General features: G+C 47.7%; 21 protein-coding genes. 3 read left to right on the forward strand and 18 right to left on the reverse strand.

Annotated elements, in window-relative coordinates; all coding sequences use genetic code 11:
- Window positions 1-104 precede the first annotated feature (104 nt).
- The 7 genes from VC28_RS06830 to ccmA are packed head-to-tail and all read right to left on the reverse strand — an operon-like array spanning window position 105 to window position 5,557.
- Window positions 105-650, reverse strand: coding sequence for a DsbE family thiol:disulfide interchange protein (locus tag VC28_RS06830; protein ID WP_049629986.1), 546 nt, complete (start codon window positions 648-650; stop codon window positions 105-107).
- Window positions 643-2,649 carry a heme lyase CcmF/NrfE family subunit gene (locus VC28_RS06835; RefSeq protein WP_082191437.1) on the reverse strand — a complete coding sequence of 669 codons (2,007 nt, stop codon included), beginning with the start codon at window positions 2,647-2,649 and terminating at the stop codon, window positions 643-645. The genes VC28_RS06830 and VC28_RS06835 overlap by 8 nt, the downstream gene beginning before the upstream one ends.
- Window positions 2,639-3,103, reverse strand: a complete 465-nt coding sequence (gene ccmE, locus VC28_RS06840; protein ID WP_049629987.1) for a cytochrome c maturation protein CcmE — start codon at window positions 3,101-3,103, stop codon at window positions 2,639-2,641. The genes VC28_RS06835 and ccmE overlap by 11 nt, the downstream gene beginning before the upstream one ends.
- A 32-nt stretch (window positions 3,104-3,135) precedes the next feature.
- The gene (gene ccmD / locus VC28_RS06845; RefSeq protein WP_049629988.1) at window positions 3,136-3,342 is read right to left on the reverse strand and encodes a heme exporter protein CcmD; all 207 of its coding nucleotides are present in this window, start codon (window positions 3,340-3,342) and stop codon (window positions 3,136-3,138) included.
- A gap of 2 nt (window positions 3,343-3,344) precedes the next feature.
- The gene (locus VC28_RS06850; RefSeq protein WP_049629989.1) at window positions 3,345-4,097 is read right to left on the reverse strand and encodes a heme ABC transporter permease; all 753 of its coding nucleotides are present in this window, start codon (window positions 4,095-4,097) and stop codon (window positions 3,345-3,347) included.
- A gap of 55 nt (window positions 4,098-4,152) precedes the next feature.
- Window positions 4,153-4,851 (reverse strand): heme exporter protein CcmB, encoded by a 699-nt coding sequence (gene ccmB / locus VC28_RS06855; protein ID WP_156184296.1) that lies wholly within the window; start codon window positions 4,849-4,851, stop codon window positions 4,153-4,155.
- Entirely contained in the window at window positions 4,844-5,557 is a 714-nt protein-coding gene (gene ccmA / locus VC28_RS06860; RefSeq protein ID WP_049629991.1) for a cytochrome c biogenesis heme-transporting ATPase CcmA, read from the reverse strand. Before ccmA ends, ccmB begins: the two co-directional genes overlap by 8 nt.
- A 259-nt stretch (window positions 5,558-5,816) precedes the next feature.
- Between ccmA and VC28_RS06865 the strand changes: the two genes are divergently transcribed.
- The 3 genes from VC28_RS06865 to VC28_RS06875 all read left to right on the forward strand — a co-directional run bounded on the left by VC28_RS06865 (window position 5,817) and on the right by VC28_RS06875 (window position 8,955).
- Window positions 5,817-7,679 (forward strand): flagellar hook-length control protein FliK, encoded by a 1,863-nt coding sequence (locus VC28_RS06865; protein ID WP_049629992.1) that lies wholly within the window; start codon window positions 5,817-5,819, stop codon window positions 7,677-7,679.
- 7 nt (window positions 7,680-7,686) lie between these two features.
- The gene (locus VC28_RS06870; RefSeq protein WP_049632227.1) at window positions 7,687-7,974 is read left to right on the forward strand and encodes an EscU/YscU/HrcU family type III secretion system export apparatus switch protein; all 288 of its coding nucleotides are present in this window, start codon (window positions 7,687-7,689) and stop codon (window positions 7,972-7,974) included.
- A 180-nt stretch (window positions 7,975-8,154) separates the two neighbouring features.
- Window positions 8,155-8,955, forward strand: a complete 801-nt coding sequence (locus tag VC28_RS06875; protein ID WP_049629993.1) for a sulfurtransferase — start codon at window positions 8,155-8,157, stop codon at window positions 8,953-8,955.
- Window positions 8,956-9,042: 87 nt separating this feature from the next.
- Here VC28_RS06875 and VC28_RS06880 read toward each other — a convergent pair whose 3' ends face one another.
- The 11 genes from VC28_RS06880 to prmB form a co-directional block, all read right to left on the reverse strand.
- A complete protein-coding gene (locus tag VC28_RS06880) occupies window positions 9,043-9,798 on the reverse strand; it encodes a hypothetical protein (RefSeq protein WP_231591668.1) in 756 nt (251 codons plus the stop codon).
- A gap of 117 nt (window positions 9,799-9,915) precedes the next feature.
- Window positions 9,916-11,346, reverse strand: coding sequence for a deoxyribodipyrimidine photo-lyase (gene phrB, locus VC28_RS06885; protein ID WP_049629994.1), 1,431 nt, complete (start codon window positions 11,344-11,346; stop codon window positions 9,916-9,918).
- Complete coding sequence (locus VC28_RS06890) at window positions 11,343-11,777, reverse strand: nuclear transport factor 2 family protein (RefSeq protein ID WP_049629995.1); 435 nt, start codon at window positions 11,775-11,777, stop codon at window positions 11,343-11,345. Before VC28_RS06890 ends, phrB begins: the two co-directional genes overlap by 4 nt.
- A 9-nt stretch (window positions 11,778-11,786) precedes the next feature.
- Window positions 11,787-12,710, reverse strand: a complete 924-nt coding sequence (locus VC28_RS06895) for a MerR family transcriptional regulator (protein WP_049629996.1) — start codon at window positions 12,708-12,710, stop codon at window positions 11,787-11,789.
- Entirely contained in the window at window positions 12,710-13,669 is a 960-nt protein-coding gene (locus VC28_RS06900) for a YbgA family protein (protein WP_049629997.1), read from the reverse strand. The genes VC28_RS06895 and VC28_RS06900 overlap by 1 nt, the downstream gene beginning before the upstream one ends.
- A gap of 245 nt (window positions 13,670-13,914) precedes the next feature.
- On the reverse strand, window positions 13,915-14,889 hold the full coding sequence (gene cysB, locus VC28_RS06905) for an HTH-type transcriptional regulator CysB (RefSeq protein WP_049629998.1): 975 nt from the start codon (window positions 14,887-14,889) through the stop codon (window positions 13,915-13,917).
- A gap of 304 nt (window positions 14,890-15,193) precedes the next feature.
- Entirely contained in the window at window positions 15,194-16,102 is a 909-nt protein-coding gene (locus VC28_RS06910; RefSeq protein ID WP_049629999.1) for a 5'-nucleotidase, read from the reverse strand.
- A 35-nt stretch (window positions 16,103-16,137) separates the two neighbouring features.
- On the reverse strand, window positions 16,138-16,911 hold the full coding sequence (locus VC28_RS06915) for an amidohydrolase (protein ID WP_049630000.1): 774 nt from the start codon (window positions 16,909-16,911) through the stop codon (window positions 16,138-16,140).
- Window positions 16,904-18,091: an MFS transporter gene (locus VC28_RS06920; RefSeq protein WP_049630001.1), complete on the reverse strand. Its 1,188-nt coding sequence runs from the start codon at window positions 18,089-18,091 to the stop codon at window positions 16,904-16,906. The genes VC28_RS06915 and VC28_RS06920 overlap by 8 nt, the downstream gene beginning before the upstream one ends.
- Window positions 18,092-18,199: 108 nt before the next feature.
- A complete protein-coding gene (gene aroC / locus VC28_RS06925) occupies window positions 18,200-19,303 on the reverse strand; it encodes a chorismate synthase (protein WP_049630002.1) in 1,104 nt (367 codons plus the stop codon).
- Between the two features lie 124 nt (window positions 19,304-19,427).
- Window positions 19,428-20,366 carry a 50S ribosomal protein L3 N(5)-glutamine methyltransferase gene (gene prmB / locus VC28_RS06930; RefSeq protein WP_049630003.1) on the reverse strand — a complete coding sequence of 313 codons (939 nt, stop codon included), beginning with the start codon at window positions 20,364-20,366 and terminating at the stop codon, window positions 19,428-19,430.
- Window positions 20,367-20,501: the final 135 nt, after the last annotated feature.

Genomic DNA, 20,501 nt, shown 5'->3' on the forward strand with positions numbered 1-20,501 from the left:
CCGCGTTTTTTCTTGATGGATTCAGTGTACGCCAGAGGAACAAACGGGAGTTGATCTTGATCAAGTCCCGCTGTTTTGAGTAGGTTACAAGAGCTATTCGTTATTTACTTAAGACTATCGAAAATAGGTTTAATCGTCCCTTCCCACACTTGGGTATTAACATCACCAATATGTTTATAACGGATAACGCCGTCTTTATCGATCACATAGGTTTCGGGCGCACCAAAAACACCCAGGTTAAGCCCAAAACGTCCGTCGGAATCAATCACACTAAATACATAAGGATTGTGCAATTGCGCAAGCCATTGCTGTGCATCCTCGGTATTGTCTTTGTAATTGATACCGTAAATCGGTACACCTTGGGCTTTCAGGCGATTTAAAAACTCATGCTCCTGACGACAGGTCACACACCAGGTCGCCCACACATTCAGCAAGCTTACTTTTCCTTTGAGCAAGTCCTGATTTGCGACCGAAAGGCCCGTCGGATTTTCTGGCGCAGGCAATACAGGCAACTCGAATGCAGGCACAGGTTTATTTAACAAGGCCGATGGCATTTCAGTCGGATCCAACGAGAGTCCGCGCCAAAATAACATTGCCAGCACAATAAAAATCGCCAAAGGTGCAAATAGAAATAGCCGCTGTTTATTCATTTGCTAATTTTCCTGCTACCGCCTCAACCGCCGGTGATTCTTGTTTCTGGATTTTACGATAACGCTTATCAGCAACTGCAAGCACGGCACCGAACGCCATCATTAAAGCACCCAGCCAGATCCAACGGACAAATGGTTTGAGATGTACACGCATTGCCCATGCTGTTTCCGTCAAAGGCTCACCCATAGCTACGTATAAATCACGGAAAAGTCCCACATCCAATTCCACTTCGGTCATCACACTGCCTGATGCAAGATAGCGGCGTTTCTGGGGTTTCATTTCACGCAAAAATTGTCCATTTTTTAGCACAGTGATATTGGCTTGTTCGGCGGTGTAATTAGGGCCATCAATATGCACCAACTCGTTGAGGATAAATTCATATTCCACAACGGTGACATGCTGCCCTATTTCCATGCGCACATCGCGCTGTTCGGTATAGATGCTCGTCAAACCTACACCAACGGTAGTAACCGCTATTCCCGCGTGGGCAATAAGCATGGCGTAGTAACTCAAACTTAATTTTTTAAAACCTTGAAGAAAAGAGTCACTATTGCGTAAGCGATAAATCAAGTCAGCCAACTGCGCCGTAATAATCCATGACGCAACAAATACGGTAACTGCAGCGAGAATTTCATATTTATCGCGATAGATTAGCGGGAATACCAATGCAATCACCAAACTGATTACCCAAGGTTTCCACAACAAGGCGATAAACTGGGAAGTAGATGTGCGCTTCCAATTTGATATTGGCCCAAATGCCATCAACAAACACAACAATCCCATCAACGGCAAAAAAAACATATTGAAGTAAGGTGGGCCCACCGATATTTTTCCTAGTCCCAATGCATCGGCAACTAATGGATACAAAGTACCCAGCAACACCATAATCATAATAACGGTGAGTAAAATGTTATTGCCCAGCAGTAATGTTTCCCGTGATAACAAGCCAAATCCAATCGAACTTTTCACCACTGGTGCGCGCAATGCATACAGCGTGAGCGACCCTCCCACTACCAGTAACAAGAAGCCCAAAATAAATACGCCACGCTCTGGATCATTGGCAAAGGCATGTACAGATGTAAGAACACCGGAACGAACAAGAAAGGTACCGAGCAAACTGAGGGAGAAGGTGAAAATGGCAAGCAGAATTGTCCAGCTCTTGAACAAACCGCGCTTCTCCGTAACAGCAAGCGAATGAATTAACGCAGTGCCAATTAACCAAGGCAGGAAGGAGGCGTTTTCAACCGGATCCCAAAACCACCAGCCACCCCAACCCAATTCGTAATAGGCCCACCAGCTGCCCAGCGCAATACCAACCGATAAAAAGCCCCAGGCCATTGTTGCCCATGGACGAGACCAGCGCGCCCATGCACTATCGAGACGGCCTGTTAACAAAGCAGCAATTGCAAAGGCAAAACACACACTGAAACCAACGTATCCCATGTACAGAACAGGCGGGTGAATAATCAATCCGATATCTTGCAACAGTGGATTTAAATCGCTGCCATCTGTAGGAGGTACAGGCAATATTCGATCAAACGGATTGGAGGTAAACAGGATAAAAGATAAGAACCCGACCGCAACAAACCCCATGATAGCAAGCACTCTCGCTTGCATATCCAGAGGTAATGAACGGCTGAATACCGCCACTGCCAAGGTCCAACCTGCCAACATTAAAATCCACAACAATAAGGAGCCTTCATGTCCGCCCCATACCGCACTGATTTTGTAATAAACCGGCAACAGTGAATTGGAATTGGATGCAACATAACTTACCGAAAAGTCATCATTGATAAAGGAATAGACCAAGCACAAAAATGAGAAAAAAACGAACACGAAAAATCCGGCTGCAAGAGAACGACCAGACCGCATCAACACGTGACTACCATAGTGAGCACCAATCAATGGCAGCACAAATAACACAGCACTCAGACATAACGACAAAATTAATGCGAATTGGCCAAGCTCTGGAGCCAGCTGAACAAAATCAAGCGCCATACTGTAACCCCTCACAGGTTTTCTGATGTTCGCCCTTGTCTTTCATCGCTTCAGCAACTTCGGGTGGAACATAATTTTCATCGTGTTTAGCAAGCACTTCGCTAGCATTGATTTCACCTGATTCGGTCACAATACCATTTATAACAGCAGCCTCACCCTCAGCAAAAAGATCAGGCAAAATGCCATTAAAATTCACTTTGACATCTGCCGTGCCATCTGTAATCAAAAAATGAATTTGCAGTGAATCCGTTGCGCGCTGAACACTACCGGGTTTTACACATCCGCCCGCACGGATACGCGTATTGTGTGGCACCTCACCCGATGCAATTTTGCTGGGGGGATAAAATAAATTGATATTTTCGCGCAACGCATAAGCCATAAGCCCGACGGCCAAGCTGGAAAACACCACAATAAATACGACGATCATTAAACGCTGTTTACGTAACGGATGCATGGATATTGCGCTCTTCGGCTAATGGTAAAAACTTAATTGCTTACGCCATTACTGGCACTATTGGTCTGCGCCAACTTTTGCTGTTTTCTCTGCTGTTTAATGAATGCTTTTTTTTGCAGAATGGGACTGACAAATAAAAACACCAGCACTGCAAAGGTGATCGCATAAGCCGACCATACAAACGGACCATGGCCATTCATCGCCATAAATTCTGCAAAAGATTCAAATTGAAACTTCATGATCAACCTCGCTTATCTGCTGCACTGATTAAATCATTTACCCATTGGGTACGATGTTCACGGCGTAAAATTTCCACGCGGGTATATAGCAATAACACCAGCGCGTAAAAGCAATAAAATCCAATCACCATTAGCAATAGTGGATACAACATAGAAGGATCGATGGTGGACTTGCTGGTGAATTTGATGGTGGCGGGTTGATGCAAGGTATTCCACCAATCGACAGACTTATAAATGATCGGGATGTTGACCATTCCCACCAATGCGAGGACTGCACTGGCTTTATCCGCGGTATCGCGATGCATAAACGCTTGTTGCAGAGCGATCATACCTAGATATAAAAAGAACAAAATCAACATTGAGGTGATACGGGCATCCCACTCCCACCATGTGCCCCAGGTAGGCTTGCCCCAAATAGAGCCTGTCACCAACGACACAAACGTGAGCAAGGCCCCTATGGGCGCAGCAGATTTCATCACCATAAACGGTAATTTCATTTTCCAAATAAGGCCGACAGCACCGGAAATGGCCATGATGTAATAGCCTGCAAGCGCCAAAAACGCAGCCGGCACATGGATGTAGATAATGCGATAACTGTTGCCCTGCTTGAAATCGGCGGGTGCAAATGCCAACCCCCAAATAGCCGAGGTAATAATCAATGCAAAGCTGAATACCGTTAACCACGGTAACCAGGGGGTGGTTTTTTCATAAAACCAGCGGGGTGAACCCAAACGATGAAACCATTGCCATGACATAGTGGTGAAGACCTTTCGCTGTTGTGATCAAAAATCTCGTTATTATTGATATAAATTAACCATTAGTGCTGATTCGCAAAGCACCCAGTGCTGCAATCGGAGCAAGAACCAGCGCTAACGCGAGAAATGCGCCCAACACTGCGATTTGCATACCAATTGCCCCGCCCTGAATAGCCGTCTGTACTGCGCTTGCGCCAAATATCAGCACCGGAATATACAGCGGCATCACAATGAGCGACAGCAATAGTCCGCCTTTACGCAATGAAACTGTCAAAGCAGCCCCCACAGCACCGATTAAACTCATGGAAGCTGTTCCTAACGCAAGCGAAATCAACAAAGGTAAATAACCCTCGATTGGCAAACTCAACATGAGCCCTAACAGAGGCGCAAGCAACGTGACAGGTAAGCCCGACACCAACCAGTGCACCAGCACTTTCGCCATTACCGTGAAATAGAGCGATTGAGGGCTGATCAGCATTTGCTCCAGAGAGCCGTCATCGTAATCGCTGCGAAACAGACCATCCAATGACAAAAGCGTCGCGAGCAATGCCATTACCCATACAATCCCCGGGGCGAGCAATGCTAATACATTTTTTTCGGGGCTGACCCCCAACGGGATCAAGGTTACAGCGATCAGGAAGAACACCAGTGGATTGGCAAGTTCAGTTTTATGACGCGCGGCAATCAGTAAATCGCGCCGGAAGCTGGCGACAAATCCATCGAATAAACCTGCTGCTGGAGATAGATCAGCCATGATACTGCACCTGCTGCTGCCCATCTGAAGCTGCACGTCCAGACAGATCTGCTCCGGATAAACCGGATTGATAATCTTGCAAGTTCACCAAACGCAGCTGCGGCAAATTCAGATCCTGATGGGAGGTCAGTATTACAACGCCTCCTTTTGATGATTGCTGCGCAATCAAAGACTCCAATTGGCTCACGCCGAGCTTGTCGATGGCGGTGAAGGGTTCATCCAAAATCCAGATACGCGCGCGACTTAAATGCAGGCGAGCCAAGGCAACACGGCGTAACTGCCCTGCCGACAGCTGGTAGCAGGGAGTATCTTCATAGCCATACAGACCAACCAGGCGCAGAGCCTCATCAATTGATACCACAGCGCCAGTTTGCGCTTGGTACCAAGCAAGATTTTCAGCTGGAGTCAGGGCTTTTTTGATGCCGGGCAAATGCCCCAGATAAAGACTATCGCCCGCAAATTCCCACGCTGCTGCCGGTAGAGCTTGACCGAGGTAGCGGACTTGCCCGTGGTAATCCGTGCTGATACCCGCGATGGCGCGCAGCAAGGTGGTTTTGCCAGCGCCGTTAGGCCCACCGATTTGGACCACATCACCGGCAAAAAGACGCAGATCAAGGCCGGAGAAAAGCAAACGCTCATCGCGCTCACATCCAAGCCCAAGAAATTCCAGTAACGGCTCAGATGCCGCATCAAGCGATTCAGACATGCTTATTGTTTGCCTTTCGTTCCAGCGTTCAGAACCATTACCATTCATTAATCGCCCGATGAGTACAGCTACAGGAAATCGACTATCAGCCGCTATACTCAACACATCGCCAAGCGTGATACCGGATAAATTGGCAATCGCACCGTGCTGGAGCAGCTAAAAACGCTCGCGATTATAGCGGTCTGCTGCGCTGCATCGCACCTCTATTTACGCTTTTGATCAACTTAATATCGCCATTATTGCCCCCCCAGGAAACGTCATGGAACTGAGTTCAATCACTGACAAACTGGTACAAAACCTCCAGCGTGCGCAGGTTGAGTCCATAGTGGCGATAACCAAAGCACTGGGGTTAAAAACTGGCAGCCAGTTCCTGGCCGATGTGGGCAAAGCAACCCAAGCCTCACCAGAAGAGCGCGCGCAGTTAGTGAAGGCGATCGAGGCAAATCTGGCGCAAGTCAACCGAAACTCAGCCGCACCTGCGATTAAAGCGCTTGTAAACCAGTTATTGGAGCAGAAAAATCTCGCGCAAACCCCAGGGGTTAAGCTGGTTAATCTGACAATCACCGCGCCAACCACATCAGCTCCCAATACCGCAACAACACCGGCGGTACCCATACAATTACTCAGCTACACCAGCCTGCCACTGCAGTCAGGCCAAACACTTCTAATGCAACTTGCAGACAACCAGCGCTTGCAAATATTGCAAGTCCTCACCAAATCAGAAGCCGCCGCTGTTGTCACTCTTTTGCAAACCAGCAATCCACAGGGCGCATCGGCTGGCACAGCACTCTTATCTACACCCTCACCTCTGAATCTTCCTGCGGGGACTTCTTCGCCATCAACAACTGGAACATTGACCTACACTCTGGCAGGTATGGCAAGCAGCCCTCCAGTCAACCCGCTTCAACATGGTGATAACAACACAGTGACAGCCAAACCGGCTGTATCCCCTCAAGCGATGGAGGCCATTAGCGATACTTTACGCCGGCTATTACCTCAAAAAGACCAAGGGCAGGATTTAATGACTGCCCTGCCGAAAATCACCCAATTTATCCAACAATTGCCTATTGCCGAGCGCAAGGAATGGATGTCAAACCAACTGCAACAATCGCTAAAAACATTAGCAAACCATATACGTACCGCCGACCAATTGAGCAATCCAAAGTTGGTTGAAATGGCATTAAAAAACAATGGCCAAGGTTTTGAACATAAACTGGCGCAATTGGCGATTAAAAGTCCGGAGGCAGCCGCTATTGCAAAGACAGGAACCTCATCTGCTGCTACTGCATCTACCTCAAAAACCAATACGTCTACTGCGGGAGTAACGTCAGGTTTAACCAACCCGATTCAGAAAAATGTGTTATCACAAGCCGCGCTTGAACAAAAATTAATTAGCCAAAAACCCGTTGCACACATCGCCAATCAGGATTTAAAAGGTGCGCTGCTAAGCGTTTTGCATCAACTGGATGGAGAGTTGGAAACTACCTCTCCGTTAGCCACAAGTATCAGCACGTCCAGCGAACTCAGCAAAACACAACTTGCCAACGTTCTGCCGCAATTTTTAGGCATGCTCATGCACAGACAGCAAGGCGAGTTAAGTCAAAAGCAATTGCGCACACAATTAGTCATGCTAATGCACCAATACACGCTGGGAAGCCTTACAAAAATTCAATTACAACAAGCTCACACGCTCAATCATCAAATTACCCAAGGCAATGACATCGCGCAGCCAACACAATCCTGGCAATTTGAAATACCGGTTCGATCAGGGCAAGACGTCACGCCACTGCAGATCCATCTTGAACAGCAATGGGTTGAAGAACAATCCGACGAGAAAGCACAGACAGCTACACGCGTGCGCCAATGGAATGTAATGCTGGGTTTTAACTTGCCCGTGATTGGCCAGTTTTATGCGCAACTCACCCTACTGGGCGATCAATTATCCGCCCGCTTTTGGGCGGAAAATGAAAACACATTGGTTGCCGCAAAAAACAAAATGGATGAACTCAAAACGCAATTAGAGCAAGAGGGAATTCACGTGACACAAATGCAATGTATTCCCGGCTTGCCACCCAAGCCCAAACTGAACCTGAGTTATTCATTAGTCGATGTTAAAACCTGAGGCGCATATGAGTTCCGATTACCCGCCACATGCATTACAAAAAGCCGTCGCCCTCTACTACGATGGCACCAATGCACCTCATGTCAGCGCCAAAGGCACAGGGGCAGTCGCCGAACAAATTATCGCGATAGCTGAAGAGCACGGCGTTCCCCTTTGCGATAACCCTTCGCTGGTTGATTTATTGGTAACTTTGGAATTAGGCGATGAAATTCCCGAAAACCTGTATATCGCCGTCGCCTACATCATCGCATTTGCTTACCAATTGGAAGGAAAAGTGCCCGACGCATGGCAATAAACCTGAACAAATTCCCGCAGAATTTTACAAAAAACACACAAACCGCTCAGTTATCACCCTTCCCAACGTCAGGTAATTAATGCGATTATGACGTCACTTTTTTGACGATCTTAAAGCCTTCATTAAGCATCTGTCGCTAATAACGATTTTTCCGACCATCCAATATTGCAACCAACATCAATGAATCACCTCATCACAAGCGAAGACCTCAAGTTACAGCTGGGCAAAGTCGTTATCTTTGACTGCCGTTTCCATCTCATGAATAAAACAGTGGGCAGCGAACAATATCGCGCCGGACATATTCCCGGTGCCTATTATCTGGATCTTGAACAAGATCTTTCTGGAGAGGTAAGCCAGCATGGCGGCCGACATCCGCTACCCGATATCGAAACCTTCAGCAAAAAACTGCGTGCAGCGGGTGTTAATCAGCAATCCACTATTGTGGTTTACGACGATTCACGCATGGCGTATGCCGCACGTGCATGGTGGCTATTACGCTTCTGTGGACATCAAAGCGTATTCATTCTTGATGGTGGATACACAGGCTGGGTCAATGCTGGCGGAGCCATCGACAGACGTGAACCTGCCGTCAAGCAGGGAAATTTCAAAGCGAATGTGCAGCAAGGTTGGACCCTGGATCGCGATGCAATTTGCGCGCAAGCAGAACAACTCACACTCATTGATTCGCGCGAAAGTAAACGCTATCGCGGCGAAGAAGAACCCATTGATCCTGTCGCAGGGCATATTCCCGGCGCACTGAATTTTTTCTGGCAAGATGCAACCGATGAAAAAGGATTTTTCAAATCAAAAAGCGAACAACAACAGCGCTGGATTGATTTACCGAGAGACAAAAAAATTGTGGTCTATTGCGGGTCAGGTGTTACCGCTTGCGTCAATTTGCTTTCGCTGGAGGCAAGCGGAATAAACGCCGTACTTTATCCCGGTAGCTGGAGTGATTGGTGTTCGTACCGTCCTAAATAACAAACAGCATTTGCACTCATCACTATTTTTTACCAAAAAAAAGGGCAATCACTTGATTGCCCTTTTTTATACTCAAATACGCACAGATCAATTGGTATATTCATATTCGATCCGCACATCCCACGGGCCGCCGCGATCATCATCAATATTCGCGCGGCCCTGATAGCGCATCAGGTATTTTCCATTAGGGTCGTACGCAAGATAGGTTGCATCCGAAAATAATGACGATATTTTTTTCGCTGGCGTGATGCGGAAATAAATCCAGTTACGCCCATAGTCGGCATTGTACAGCGGAGAGCTGGTCGATTTTAATTTACGCACTTCCAACTGAGTGCTGCTCAAACTGGCAGGCGCTACATAATCAAACTTTAATTGTTTACCCGCTATTAATTTATCCCAATTTAATTGGATATACGCATCAAAGCCCGCATCAATCACGGTGCGTGCATTGTCATAAATAATTTTTTCATTTTGGTCATTATTCATTCCGTGCGTCAACACCAAACGCGCGCCCTGAAATTGCGCAGAGGCAAATTCGTTATCGCGACTATCTTCCAAATTGACTGTTGGCTGGAACGGCTCCCCTTGAAAAACCAGGGTTTTGGTGGCAAATACATTGCCATCTGGCGATGTGTAATCAACCCGCACCGCTTTGTTTTCATCCAACCCGGTAAACAACTCGCGATAAAGTAATTCATTGGTATTAAGGCTGTAAGCGGTACCTGCTGTTACATAATTATCTTGTGCGTGAGCACCAACAGCACAACACAACAGCAAACTTTTCACCCACAAAAAAGAACGGCGAACCCGAAACACATAATTCAACTGCAGTAATGTCAACATAATAGGCATCCTCATATCAGGAGCAACGGTCTGCTGTTGTGCGAGCAAGCAAAACCGCCGTTAAGAACCTGGCCATTATAAAAAGAAGCTTAACAATCAAGCCAGCGCTAATGCCGCTTATTCACTTACTCGTTCAGGTGGCAATTGCGCAAACAGCGCGATAGTGGATTTTCGCGTTGCCGACAAATCCACTATAGGTGCAGGGTAATGTAGCTGTTTAGGTGGATTATGGATCTGTTTGTTTGACAGATGCGCTAATTCAGGAACCCATGTGCGAATAAACGCCCCCTCAGAATCAAAGCGCTCTGATTGGCTGATAGGATTAAAAATACGGAAATACGGCGCGGCATCTGTCCCGGTGGAAGCACTCCACTGCCAACCACCGTTGTTGGCTGCGAAGTCGCCATCAATTAATTGCGACATAAAATAGTCTTCGCCCCAACGCCAATCAATCTGGCAATTTTTGGTCAGGAACATCGCTACCACCATACGCAGGCGATTGTGCATCCAACCTGTCGCATTTAGCTGGCGCATGGCGGCGTCAACAATCGGGATTCCGGTTTTACCCTCACACCATGCGGCAAACAATGCTTTGTCATATTGCCAGGGAAATGCTTCTGTATGGCTTTGCATGGCGTTGCGTTTACAGACTTTGGGATAATCCACCACAACATGCTGATAAAACTCGCGCCAGATCAACTCACTGATCCAGCAACTCGCGCCCGCATTTCCACCCTCCCACTCGCCTTGCGTATGGGCAAGCACAGCGGATATTGCCTGGCGCGGCGACAGCGAACCTACTGCAAAATACGGTGAAAGGCTGGATGTTCCAGCAATTGCCGGAAAATCACGCCGTTCCTGATACTGATTGATTGCACGTTCGATAAAAACATCCAACCGTTGGTACGCTTCCTGTTCGCCAGCTGGCCACAGGGATGACAAATCGCGCAACTCATGCGCTGCAAATAACGCATCAATGTCAGCAGCAGAAATAACGTTCGGCTTAACAAATGCGCCGGGCTGGGCAGTTGGCAAACCCAGCGGAGCCATGCTCACTGGCATCACCGTTTGTAGCCATTTCTTTTTAAACGCGGTAAAAACTTTATAAGGCTCACCTTGCCCATTGCGGATCATACCCGGCGGCACAATACAGCGATCATGACATCGCTTAACCAAAATACCTTCATCACGCAGAAGCTGATTAACCGCCAGATCGCGATTCAACTCATTAACTGGATATTCCGCATTAAAAAAACAATGTTCCACTTTCCATTTGCGCGCGAGCTGTAGCACTGCAGGCGCAATGTCTTTTGGCGATTTAACGCAGATTAATTCGAGGGGAATATTAAGCTCTGCCAAACTGTTTGCCATGATATGCAAATGGCGGCGAATAAAATCCAATTGCACCGGTGCAACAGTATGCAAGCGTACATAGGCTTCACAGTGAACATACACTGCCACAACGCCCTGACCTAACTCTGCCGCTTTGAATAACGCGGGATTATCCCGCACACGTAAATCATGCCTCAGCCACACCAATGCCGTCATTTAGCGCCTACTTTTTTCTTGATTTGCCGGATGGCAAAACCCATTACCGGAAGATGCTCGTACAACAATGAGCCCGCATCAAAATAATCGCGGTGGTAATAGACTTTATCTTTAAATAAAAGGTGCGTATTACCCGTTAGCTCCAATTGTTTTCCGCCCGCTAATTTTTTATGGCGGTAATGCATCGTCCAAAACAATAACGCCTCGCCACGCTCGGGAAGTTCCATTGAGTGATGGAACTCAAAACGACACTCGAGCAAATCGTCCATCATGCCTGAGAGATACTCAGTGAGATTAGACAAACCATTCAACGCATGGAGAGGATCGCGGAATTGGATATCATCGCTATAGACATCGGGCATTGTTTTGAGAATTTTTTTATCAAAACGTTGGTACAAATTACGTACCTTTTGTGGAACCGTGAGCGCCATATAAATGACTCATCCCTTTTGATCAGCTTTTAATAATTGTTTTATGGCAGCCAGTACCTGTTGGTGATTCTCACAGGTCAATACCCCTGAACCCGGGTCAGTAGCCAACGCATTAAACACCTGCGCCAGATTACCCGCCACAATCACAGGAATACCGGATCTTTCCCGCCATACATCCAATTGTAGCTTGAGCCCGCCAGCATTCAGGTTTTCATAACCGATAATCACAAGTATTTTTGCACTCAAGGCTTCGGTACATATCTGGATATCACACCATTCAAGATAACCCAGACATTCGGCCTGATACTGATGGACAAGTAAACTGTAATTAAGCGTGTGCAGTAATAGCGGATTTTCATTGGCACCAACCGACACTAACACGACACCAGCATGCTGTGCCGACTGGCGCAAGCGCTGTTGCCCTGCCACAAGATACTCCTGCAAAACAGCGGTAAAAAACGCACGCTGCGCAGCCTTGCCCGGCTCATCGCCCTGAAGTGTCTGCAACACTGGCTGCACCACGTAATCAGCCAACATTTCCGTCGGATACAACGCGAAGGTTTCCTCGATCAAACGCTCCAGCGAATGACGCTGAAAATTCCCCAATGCAGTATGAAATTGCGCGACTAACGTTAACCACACAGAATCGATAGGCGGTAATTCGTATTCCCGTTCCGTATTGGCTAACAACGCTTTCACTTTACCGATCGCCAGACCACGCACAAGCCAACGCTGGATTTCCTGAACACGCGAAATATCATCGCGGCTATACAACCTATGCCCTTTCTCAGTACGGCGTGGCACCAACAAACCATAACGTCGTTCCCATGCACGCAAGGTCACGGTATTCACACCCGTCACCCGTGAAATTTCCCGGATAGGCACCCAATCATCTTGCGTGGACAGTGCAATGTCTTTATCTGCCGCGTACATCAGGCGCTCTCGATAATATGATTACGTAAACCCAAGCGTTCTGGATGCGGAGACCAGAAGGTTTGCGATTTCAAATAAGGATTATCCAACTTGAGCAAGTGATGCTTGAGCAAGGTTAACGGCACCACCAAGGGCACAAGACCGGCTTTGTAGGAATCGATCAATTGTGACAACTCTTGCTTTTCTACCGTGCTGATGACTTCTTTCAAATAACCACGCAAGTGCATCATCGCGTTGGTGTTGCCTTTGCGCGTGGCGTGGTGGGATAAAGCTTCCATAAACAGGCGGAAAAACTCTTCGCTGCTTGCATGAATATCGCGGCCAGCAAGATTGGAAAGATAACGGCCAATCGAAAAATAGCTGGGTACGTGGTGCGCCATTACCTGGTATTTATAGCGGGAATAAAATTCGATCAGCTTTTTAGCGGTCGGTGCAGGTGCAACATGGGTTTTAAAATCATGATAAGCAAACACGCGCGCAAGAAAGTTATCGCGCAAACCCGCGTCATTTAACCGCCCCGCTTCTTCCACGGGCAAAAGCGGCATTAACTCCATAAAGCGTTTGGCGTAAGCGCCACGCCCTTTGTTATCCATCGAATATCCATTGGTGCGGTAGCGTTTCATCCCGTAGGCACCGCAACTCGGGGAATTCTGCATGAACACATAGCCACAAATATCCGGCATTTGCTGCGCAGCTGCTTCTGCTTGTGCGACCAGTGCATCGGTCACATCAAGGTCCGGGTTTTCAACGCCACGCACACGGGTTTCATCGCCAATCACCACAAGGCGTATAGGTTTACGCGGAATTCCCAAGCCAATAGCAACCTCAGGGCATACTGGCCGGAACTCCATGTAATCACCCAATACATCCGTCAGATAACGACTGCGTTTATGGCCACCATCAAAACGGACTTTTTCACCCAAAAGACACTGACTAACACCCACAGGAATCTTGCCCATACAAAAACCTATACAATGTTTTAAGACTGTATAAGTATTGCGCACAAAGTTGTACATCTCAAATATTTTGTACAAATATTTTCAGAACAATGAATACATTACTGGGGGATCGCCGCTTAGTGGGCGAATGAAACGGCAGAGGAAAAAGCTTGGGAATAAGTGAGAAAATATCGGTAACTCTTTGATAATAAAAAACTTATCAATAAAAAAACCGGACTAGTGTCCGGCTTTTTTAGGTACCGCAGTTAATGCGTAGGGATCTTGATATCTTCAAACAATTCATCAAGTTCAGCGCGCGAATGGCGATTGAAAGCCTCGTTGATAATATCTTTCGTCAGGTGCGGCGCAAACTTTTCAATAAAGTCATACATGAATCCGCGCAAGAAAGTACCGCGTCGGAAACCAATTTTGGTCACACTGGACTCAAACAGATGGCTTGCATCCAACGCAACCAAATCATTATCGACCGATTCGTTGTATGCCATGCTCGCGATAATCCCAACACCTAACCCCAAACGGACATAGGTTTTGATGACGTCTGCATCAGCCGCGGTAAATACCACCTTGGGTGCAAGGCCACGATTGATAAACGCCTCATCCAACTTCGAGCGGCCGGTAAACCCGAATACGTAAGTGACAATTGGATACTTGGCGACCTCTTCCAACGTCAAGTTGGAAACCTGCGCTAATGGATGGTTTTTAGGGACTACGATGCTGCGGTTCCAGCGATAGCACGGCATCATAATCAGATCACTAAAAAGCTCCATCGCTTCCGTTGCAATCGCAAAATCCACCGTACCATCTGCAGCCATTTCGGAAATCTGCATCGGCGTACCTTGGTGCATATGTAGCGACACTTCCGGATACTGTTTGATAAACGAACCAATCACCGGTGGCAGTGCATAGCGCGCCTGGGTGTGGGTAGTCGCAAGTGTCAAAGTACCCTTACGCTCATTACTGAACTCTTGGGCGACTTGTTTGATGCTCTCGACTTTACGCAGGATTTCACCTGCTGTTTTAAGAATGGCTTCACCTGCAGGCGTAATCCGCGTGAGGTGTTTACCACTGCGTGAGAAAATTTCTACTCCCAACTCATCTTCCAGCAAGCGAATTTGCTTACTGATCCCTGGCTGGGAGGTATAAAGGCTCTGTGCGGTGGCTGACACATTAAGGTCATGATGGGCCACTTCCCAGATATAACGTAGTTGTTGCAGCTTCATAAGCCCTCCGATTGGCTCACTCACTGGGGCATTTGCCGGAGGCAATCACCGGAACCGAACTTCGGGCAAACCCGAAGCTATAAAAACACAATGAATCACTTTTCTACCGAATCAATACAGAATCAATCAGGCGATACCACATGCCTGACAATTATGAATTGTGCTACAGGCAGGTCTTGTTACAACTTTAGACTATATCCCGAAAATTCAAAGTTTTTGGCGAAGGAATATTACAAAAATAACGAAAATCACCCCTGTAACACGCCATATTAGCTATATGGGATGTTACAGAAAGGAGCGAAGCTCAAGAAGAGGCGGGACGGTTGGCTATACCATGCGGCACATGACCAGTTGCAACATGTTCGCGAGCAGACTCGCAATGCATGGGTTGGTCATCAAAGAAAACATCTGCACCATAAGCCTTCAGGAAACTCCCTTTTGATAAACCACCCAAAAACAAAGATTCATCAATACGGATATTCCACGCACGCAATGTACGGATAACACGTTCATGCGCGGGTGCCGAGCGCGCCGTCACCAGCGCTGTGCGTATGGGGCAGTTCTCACCAAACTCTGCTTGCAAGTTATGTAACGCAGCCAGAAATTGCTTGAATGGACCGCCACTGAGTGGTTGTTTTGCAGCAGCCTTCTCACTTTCTGTAAACGCCGATAATCCTTGCAGCTTGAATACTTGTTCAGCCTCATCTGAAAAAATAACCGCGTCACCATCGAATGCAAAACGCAATTCATCTTCATTTTCGACTTGATTATTGGATGCAATCAACGTTGCTGCTGCCATCCCATGATCCAGCGCTTGCCGGACATCTTCAGGCTCTGTTGATAAAAATAAATGGCAACCAAAGGCGGAAGCATAACGGTAAGGCGATGTACCACCACAAAATGCCGCGCGACTTATTTTCAATCCGTAATGCTCTACCGAGTTGAATACACGCAAACCGGTATCGGCGCTGTTGCGCGACAACAAAATCACTTCAACCAATGGCTCACCACCAAGACGCTCATTCAAGCGCAATAATTTTTTCACCAAAGGGAAAGCATCGCCAGGCTCCAGCACCTCATCTTCATGATCGATCTGGTATTTTGCATAGGCTTCCAAGCCCTGGTTGATATACACCTGATGACTCTCATCAAGGTTAAACAGCGCGCGCGACGATATTGCGATTACCAGCTTGTCACCAAAACCTTTTGGCATGTTTCACCTCTGAGCGACGTTAATGGCCGCGACAATTATTTCATCAATAATTCAAACGAATCAGCATCCAAATGTGCTGGAAAACGTTCGCGATAGCTGTGTAATTTATCAGCATGAAGTTCAACTGTAATGAGTTGTGCCTCCTGACTGGTTGCAATCAATTCACCCGCTGCACTGTACACACTGGAATCACCGGCATAGTGCTGCCCTGCTTCATCCATTCCCACACGATTCACACCCACAACATAACTTAAATTTTCAATGGCGCGCGCTTGTAATAAACGATTCCAATGCAATGCCCGTGCACTTGGCCAGTTGGCCACATAAATGGCTAGATCGTAATCGTTGCGATTGCGGCTCCACACTGGAAAACGCAGGTCGTAGCAAATCAACGGCAAAATTCGCCACCCTTTAAGCTCAACCACTATGCGCTGATTTCCCATCGCATAACGTGTGTGTTCGCCGGCCATACGAAACAAATGACGCTTGTCGTAATGTGTATAGGTTCCATCCGGGCGCATCCACACCATGCGATTAAAAAACTGGTCGCCCTCTTTCACCACCAAGCTACCAGTAATAACAGCCTTGTGGCGCGATGCGTGTTGATGCATCCATTGGTATGCACGGCCATCGACTTGTTCAGCATAATTACGCGCGCCAGCACAAAAACCAGTGGTGAATACTTCGGGCAAAATAATTAAATCTGTCGATGACAGGGCTTCCAGCTCGGCTGATAACACATCGAGATTTTTTTGGGGATCGTTAGGCTCGATCACCTGTTGCACTAACGTAACCGTTACATTATCCATGATGAGAATGCCCCACAGCGTCAGGTGAAGGATACAACCACACAATGCAAAGCACGGCTGCCAGTAGCACTGCAGCAGCGGCCAGAGTGTAGGTCATTGCCGCACTATAATCCCAGAGCAAGCCGCCAATCAATGCACCTGCTGCACCGCCTGCACCAAAACCCAATGAGCTGTACATCGCTTGCGCTTGGCCCTGATGCGATCCTTGAAAATGAATACGTATCCACTCAATAGCTGCCGCATGGGCAATACCAAAACTGCATGCGTGCAAGAGCTGCGCAAACAATAAAATTGCCAGCGAATCCGCATAAAACCCAATCAACAACCAACGAACTGCAGTGGCTAACAAACTGAATATCAATAAATGGCGCAAACTGAATTGCGGCAATAACCGGTGCATCACAATAAAAATAGCAACTTCAGCCAACACCCCCAACGCCCACAATAAACCTGCCGCTGTGCTGGTGTAAGCGTAATTTTCTACCAAATATAAGGTGTAAAAGGTGTAATAAGGCCCGTGGCTTAATTGCAATAAAAAACTGGCCGCTAAAAAACACAGCATGCCCGGCTGCAAAACCAACTGTAAAAAACCACCACGGGCAGTATCCGATTTTTTAATGCTCGCATCCTGCAAACTTAGACTGGAAAGCCAAATTAAAATCAGGAATGTCAGAATAAAAAGCGGTAGATAACGCACTGGCAACACATCAAATACCAAACCCAATCCCACCACCGCAGCAATAAAGCCGAGCGACCCCCACAAGCGGATTTGGCTGTAACGATGATAATTATTGCCGAGATAACCCAAGGTTATTACTTCAAACTGCGGCAGCACAGCGTGCCAGAAAAAGGTGTAACAGCTCACCACTAACACCAGCCACCAATAACGCTGGTCAAGCAAAATGCCCGCAAAAATAATACAGGCTGCAAAACTTCCCATGCGGATAATACGCAAACGTTGGCGAGTATGGTCAGCCAGCCACCCCCAAAAATTGGGGGCAATAATGCGCGTAGCCATAATAATGGCGCTGAGCACCCCCACATCTTGCGATGAATAACCCAAGTCTTTCAGGTAAACGCCCCAATAAGGAATCAATGTGCCGACGACTGCAAAATAAAAAAAATAAAATCCGGAGAGACGCCAGTAGGGAATTGCTTGCTGCGCAAAAGAAAGAGACATAATCAGGCAACGGCGGGAGTGAATCTGGCGCGGGTGGCTGTTTGTACCAAACCAATCCGCGCACCGATAATTGAAATAGCGTGTTTGCGCTATCGAACGTCTTCACTGCTAGGGTTTTACGCTGGCGGGGATTACCGGAATTGAATGCTTCACCGCACCGTTTTGTGCACGCTGGCGCAACAGGTGATCCATCAACACCAATGCCAGCATTGCCTCGGCAATTGGCGTTGCACGAATTCCAACGCAAGGGTCGTGACGACCTTTGGTAATCACCTCAACCGGATTGCCATGCACATCAACACTGCGCCCGGGAATGTGCAAACTAGAGGTCGGCTTCAGCGCGATATTCGCAATAATATCTTGTCCGGAGGAAATGCCGCCTAAAATCCCGCCAGCATTATTGGATAAAAATCCTTCCGGCGTCATTTCATCGCGGTGCTTGCTGCCGCGCTGTTCAACAACTGCAAAACCTTCACCGATCTCTACGCCTTTTACTGCGTTGATGCTCATCAATGCATGGGCGATTTCTGCATCCAATCGATCAAAGATCGGCTCACCCAAACCTGGCGGAACATTGGTTGCCACAACGGTAATTTTTGCACCAATCGAATCACCCTCTTTATTCAGGGCTTTCATAAATTCTTCCATCTCTGGCACTTTGCTCGCATCAGGACAAAAGAATGGGTTTTGATCTACCTGATCCCAATCCACGGTCTCAATTTTGATTGGCCCGAGTTGTGACAGATAACCGCGCACTTCAATACCGTGAAAATCTTTCAGGTATTTTTTTGCAATCGAGCCCGCTGCCACGCGCATCGCTGTTTCACGCGCCGATGAACGGCCGCCACCGCGATAATCGCGCACACCGTATTTTTGCATGTAGGTGTAATCTGCATGCGCCGGACGGAATTGGTCTTTGATATTGGAATAATCTTTGGAGCGTTGATCAGTATTCTCAATCAGCATCCCAATCGGTGTTCCTGTGGTTTTACCCTCAAATACACCCGATAAAATTTTTACTGAATCCTCTTCGCGGCGCTGGGTGGTATAGCGTGAGGTGCCGGGTTTACGACGATCCAGATCAATCTGGATGTCTGCCTCCGTCAACTCCAAGCCGGGCGGACAACCATCAACAATTGCACCCAATGCAATCCCGTGACTTTCACCAAACGTAGTTACTGTGAATAATTTGCCGTACGTATTTCCAGACATTCGCTATTTCCAGAGGTCAGAATCCGGCACCGAAAAAAGCCAGGTCGCCGGATGAGTAATCGAATAAGTAAAAAGTGTGACGATTATACGTGAGTCACCGTCCAGACGCATCGCCATAGGCCGTCTATACCACACCCGCCATTTGCGCAGTGCGCAACTGTTGTGCGGTCAATATAAATACACCATGTCCGCCGTGTTCAAACTCCACCCATGTAAATGGCAGTGCAGGATAGGCGTCTGCCAATGCGGGCCAGGAGTTCCCCACTTCAACCACCAACAGCCCATTCTCAGTCAAATAAGCCGCCGCTTCTGTGAGCAATCGACGGGTAAAATCCAACCCGTCATCACCCGATGCCAAACCCAACTCCGGTTCAGCATGGAATTCATCGGGCAAGCTCGCCATATCATCGGCATCCACATAAGGCGGGTTGGATACAATCAGATCAAACCTCTGCCCATGCAGGTTTTCAAACAAATCTGACTGCAACGCAAAGACGCGCTCGCTCAATCCATGCTGGGCGATGTTTTCTTCCGCAACGGCCAGAGCATCGAACGATATATCGCTCAGTTGCACCGTTGCATCCGGAAACTGGTAAGCACAGGCAATACCGATACAACCGCTGCCAGTACAGAGATCCAAAATTTCACGTGGTTCTTGTGTGAGCCAAGGCGCAAAGCCTTTCTTGATAAGCTCGGCAAGCGGCGATCTTGGCACCAATACCCGCTCATCAACGGCAAATGGCAATCCGGCAAACCAGGCTTGCCCGGTAATGTAAGCAGCAGGAATTCGCTCCTCAATACGCCGCTGGATATTACTGACTACACGCGCACGCTCATCGGTCGTCAAACGGGCATCCAACCATTCATCAGCCAAGGGCGGAACCATGTGTAACGCGTGCAGAACCAGTTGCTCTGCTTCATCCCAAGGGTTGTCAGTGCCATGCCCATAAAACAACTTGGCAGCCACAAACTCGCTAGCACCCCATCGCAAAAAATCGCGGATGCTGGATAACTCGGTACACGCCTGTTCAAACCGGCTGGATGGATGAGATGAGTGAGCCATTAAAACCCCCAAGAACAAATAAGTGCGCGCATTCTACCCAATTCATCAGGCAAATCAGGATTTATGTTTTCGCGATAGTCGCTGAAAGCGGTAAACTGCCGTTTTGTGCAAGGCAACATGATATTGCCGCTTGAG

The organism is Cellvibrio sp. pealriver (assembly GCF_001183545.1).
Classification (GTDB): Bacteria; Pseudomonadota; Gammaproteobacteria; order Pseudomonadales; family Cellvibrionaceae; genus Cellvibrio.

Bases quoted from the DNA above. Each gene is read 5' to 3' on its own strand.
- VC28_RS06835 (WP_082191437.1), bottom strand. From the start codon at position 2,649: ATGGCGCTTGATTTTGTTCAGCTGGCTCCAGAGCTTGGCCAATTCGCA.
- VC28_RS06830 (WP_049629986.1), bottom strand. From the start codon at position 650: ATGAATAAACAGCGGCTATTTCTATTTGCACCTTTGGCGATTTTTATT.
- VC28_RS06910 (WP_049629999.1), bottom strand. From the start codon at position 16,102: ATGCCAAAAGGTTTTGGTGACAAGCTGGTAATCGCAATATCGTCGCGC.
- VC28_RS06880 (WP_231591668.1), bottom strand. From the start codon at position 9,798: ATGTTGACATTACTGCAGTTGAATTATGTGTTTCGGGTTCGCCGTTCT.
- VC28_RS06890 (WP_049629995.1), bottom strand. From the start codon at position 11,777: ATGGCGCTCACGGTTCCACAAAAGGTACGTAATTTGTACCAACGTTTT.
- ccmE (WP_049629987.1), bottom strand. From the start codon at position 3,103: ATGCATCCGTTACGTAAACAGCGTTTAATGATCGTCGTATTTATTGTG.
- ccmA (WP_049629991.1), bottom strand. From the start codon at position 5,557: ATGTCTGAATCGCTTGATGCGGCATCTGAGCCGTTACTGGAATTTCTT.
- phrB (WP_049629994.1), bottom strand. From the start codon at position 11,346: ATGACGGCATTGGTGTGGCTGAGGCATGATTTACGTGTGCGGGATAAT.
- ccmD (WP_049629988.1), bottom strand. From the start codon at position 3,342: ATGAAGTTTCAATTTGAATCTTTTGCAGAATTTATGGCGATGAATGGC.
- cysB (WP_049629998.1), bottom strand. From the start codon at position 14,889: ATGAAGCTGCAACAACTACGTTATATCTGGGAAGTGGCCCATCATGAC.
- VC28_RS06850 (WP_049629989.1), bottom strand. From the start codon at position 4,097: ATGTCATGGCAATGGTTTCATCGTTTGGGTTCACCCCGCTGGTTTTAT.
- VC28_RS06870 (WP_049632227.1), top strand. From the start codon at position 7,687: ATGAGTTCCGATTACCCGCCACATGCATTACAAAAAGCCGTCGCCCTC.
- VC28_RS06900 (WP_049629997.1), bottom strand. From the start codon at position 13,669: ATGGGCAAGATTCCTGTGGGTGTTAGTCAGTGTCTTTTGGGTGAAAAA.
- prmB (WP_049630003.1), bottom strand. From the start codon at position 20,366: ATGGCTCACTCATCTCATCCATCCAGCCGGTTTGAACAGGCGTGTACC.
- VC28_RS06915 (WP_049630000.1), bottom strand. From the start codon at position 16,911: ATGGATAATGTAACGGTTACGTTAGTGCAACAGGTGATCGAGCCTAAC.
- VC28_RS06920 (WP_049630001.1), bottom strand. From the start codon at position 18,091: ATGTCTCTTTCTTTTGCGCAGCAAGCAATTCCCTACTGGCGTCTCTCC.
- VC28_RS06875 (WP_049629993.1), top strand. From the start codon at position 8,155: ATGAATCACCTCATCACAAGCGAAGACCTCAAGTTACAGCTGGGCAAA.
- VC28_RS06895 (WP_049629996.1), bottom strand. From the start codon at position 12,710: ATGTACGCGGCAGATAAAGACATTGCACTGTCCACGCAAGATGATTGG.
- ccmB (WP_156184296.1), bottom strand. From the start codon at position 4,851: ATGGCTGATCTATCTCCAGCAGCAGGTTTATTCGATGGATTTGTCGCC.
- VC28_RS06865 (WP_049629992.1), top strand. From the start codon at position 5,817: ATGGAACTGAGTTCAATCACTGACAAACTGGTACAAAACCTCCAGCGT.
- aroC (WP_049630002.1), bottom strand. From the start codon at position 19,303: ATGTCTGGAAATACGTACGGCAAATTATTCACAGTAACTACGTTTGGT.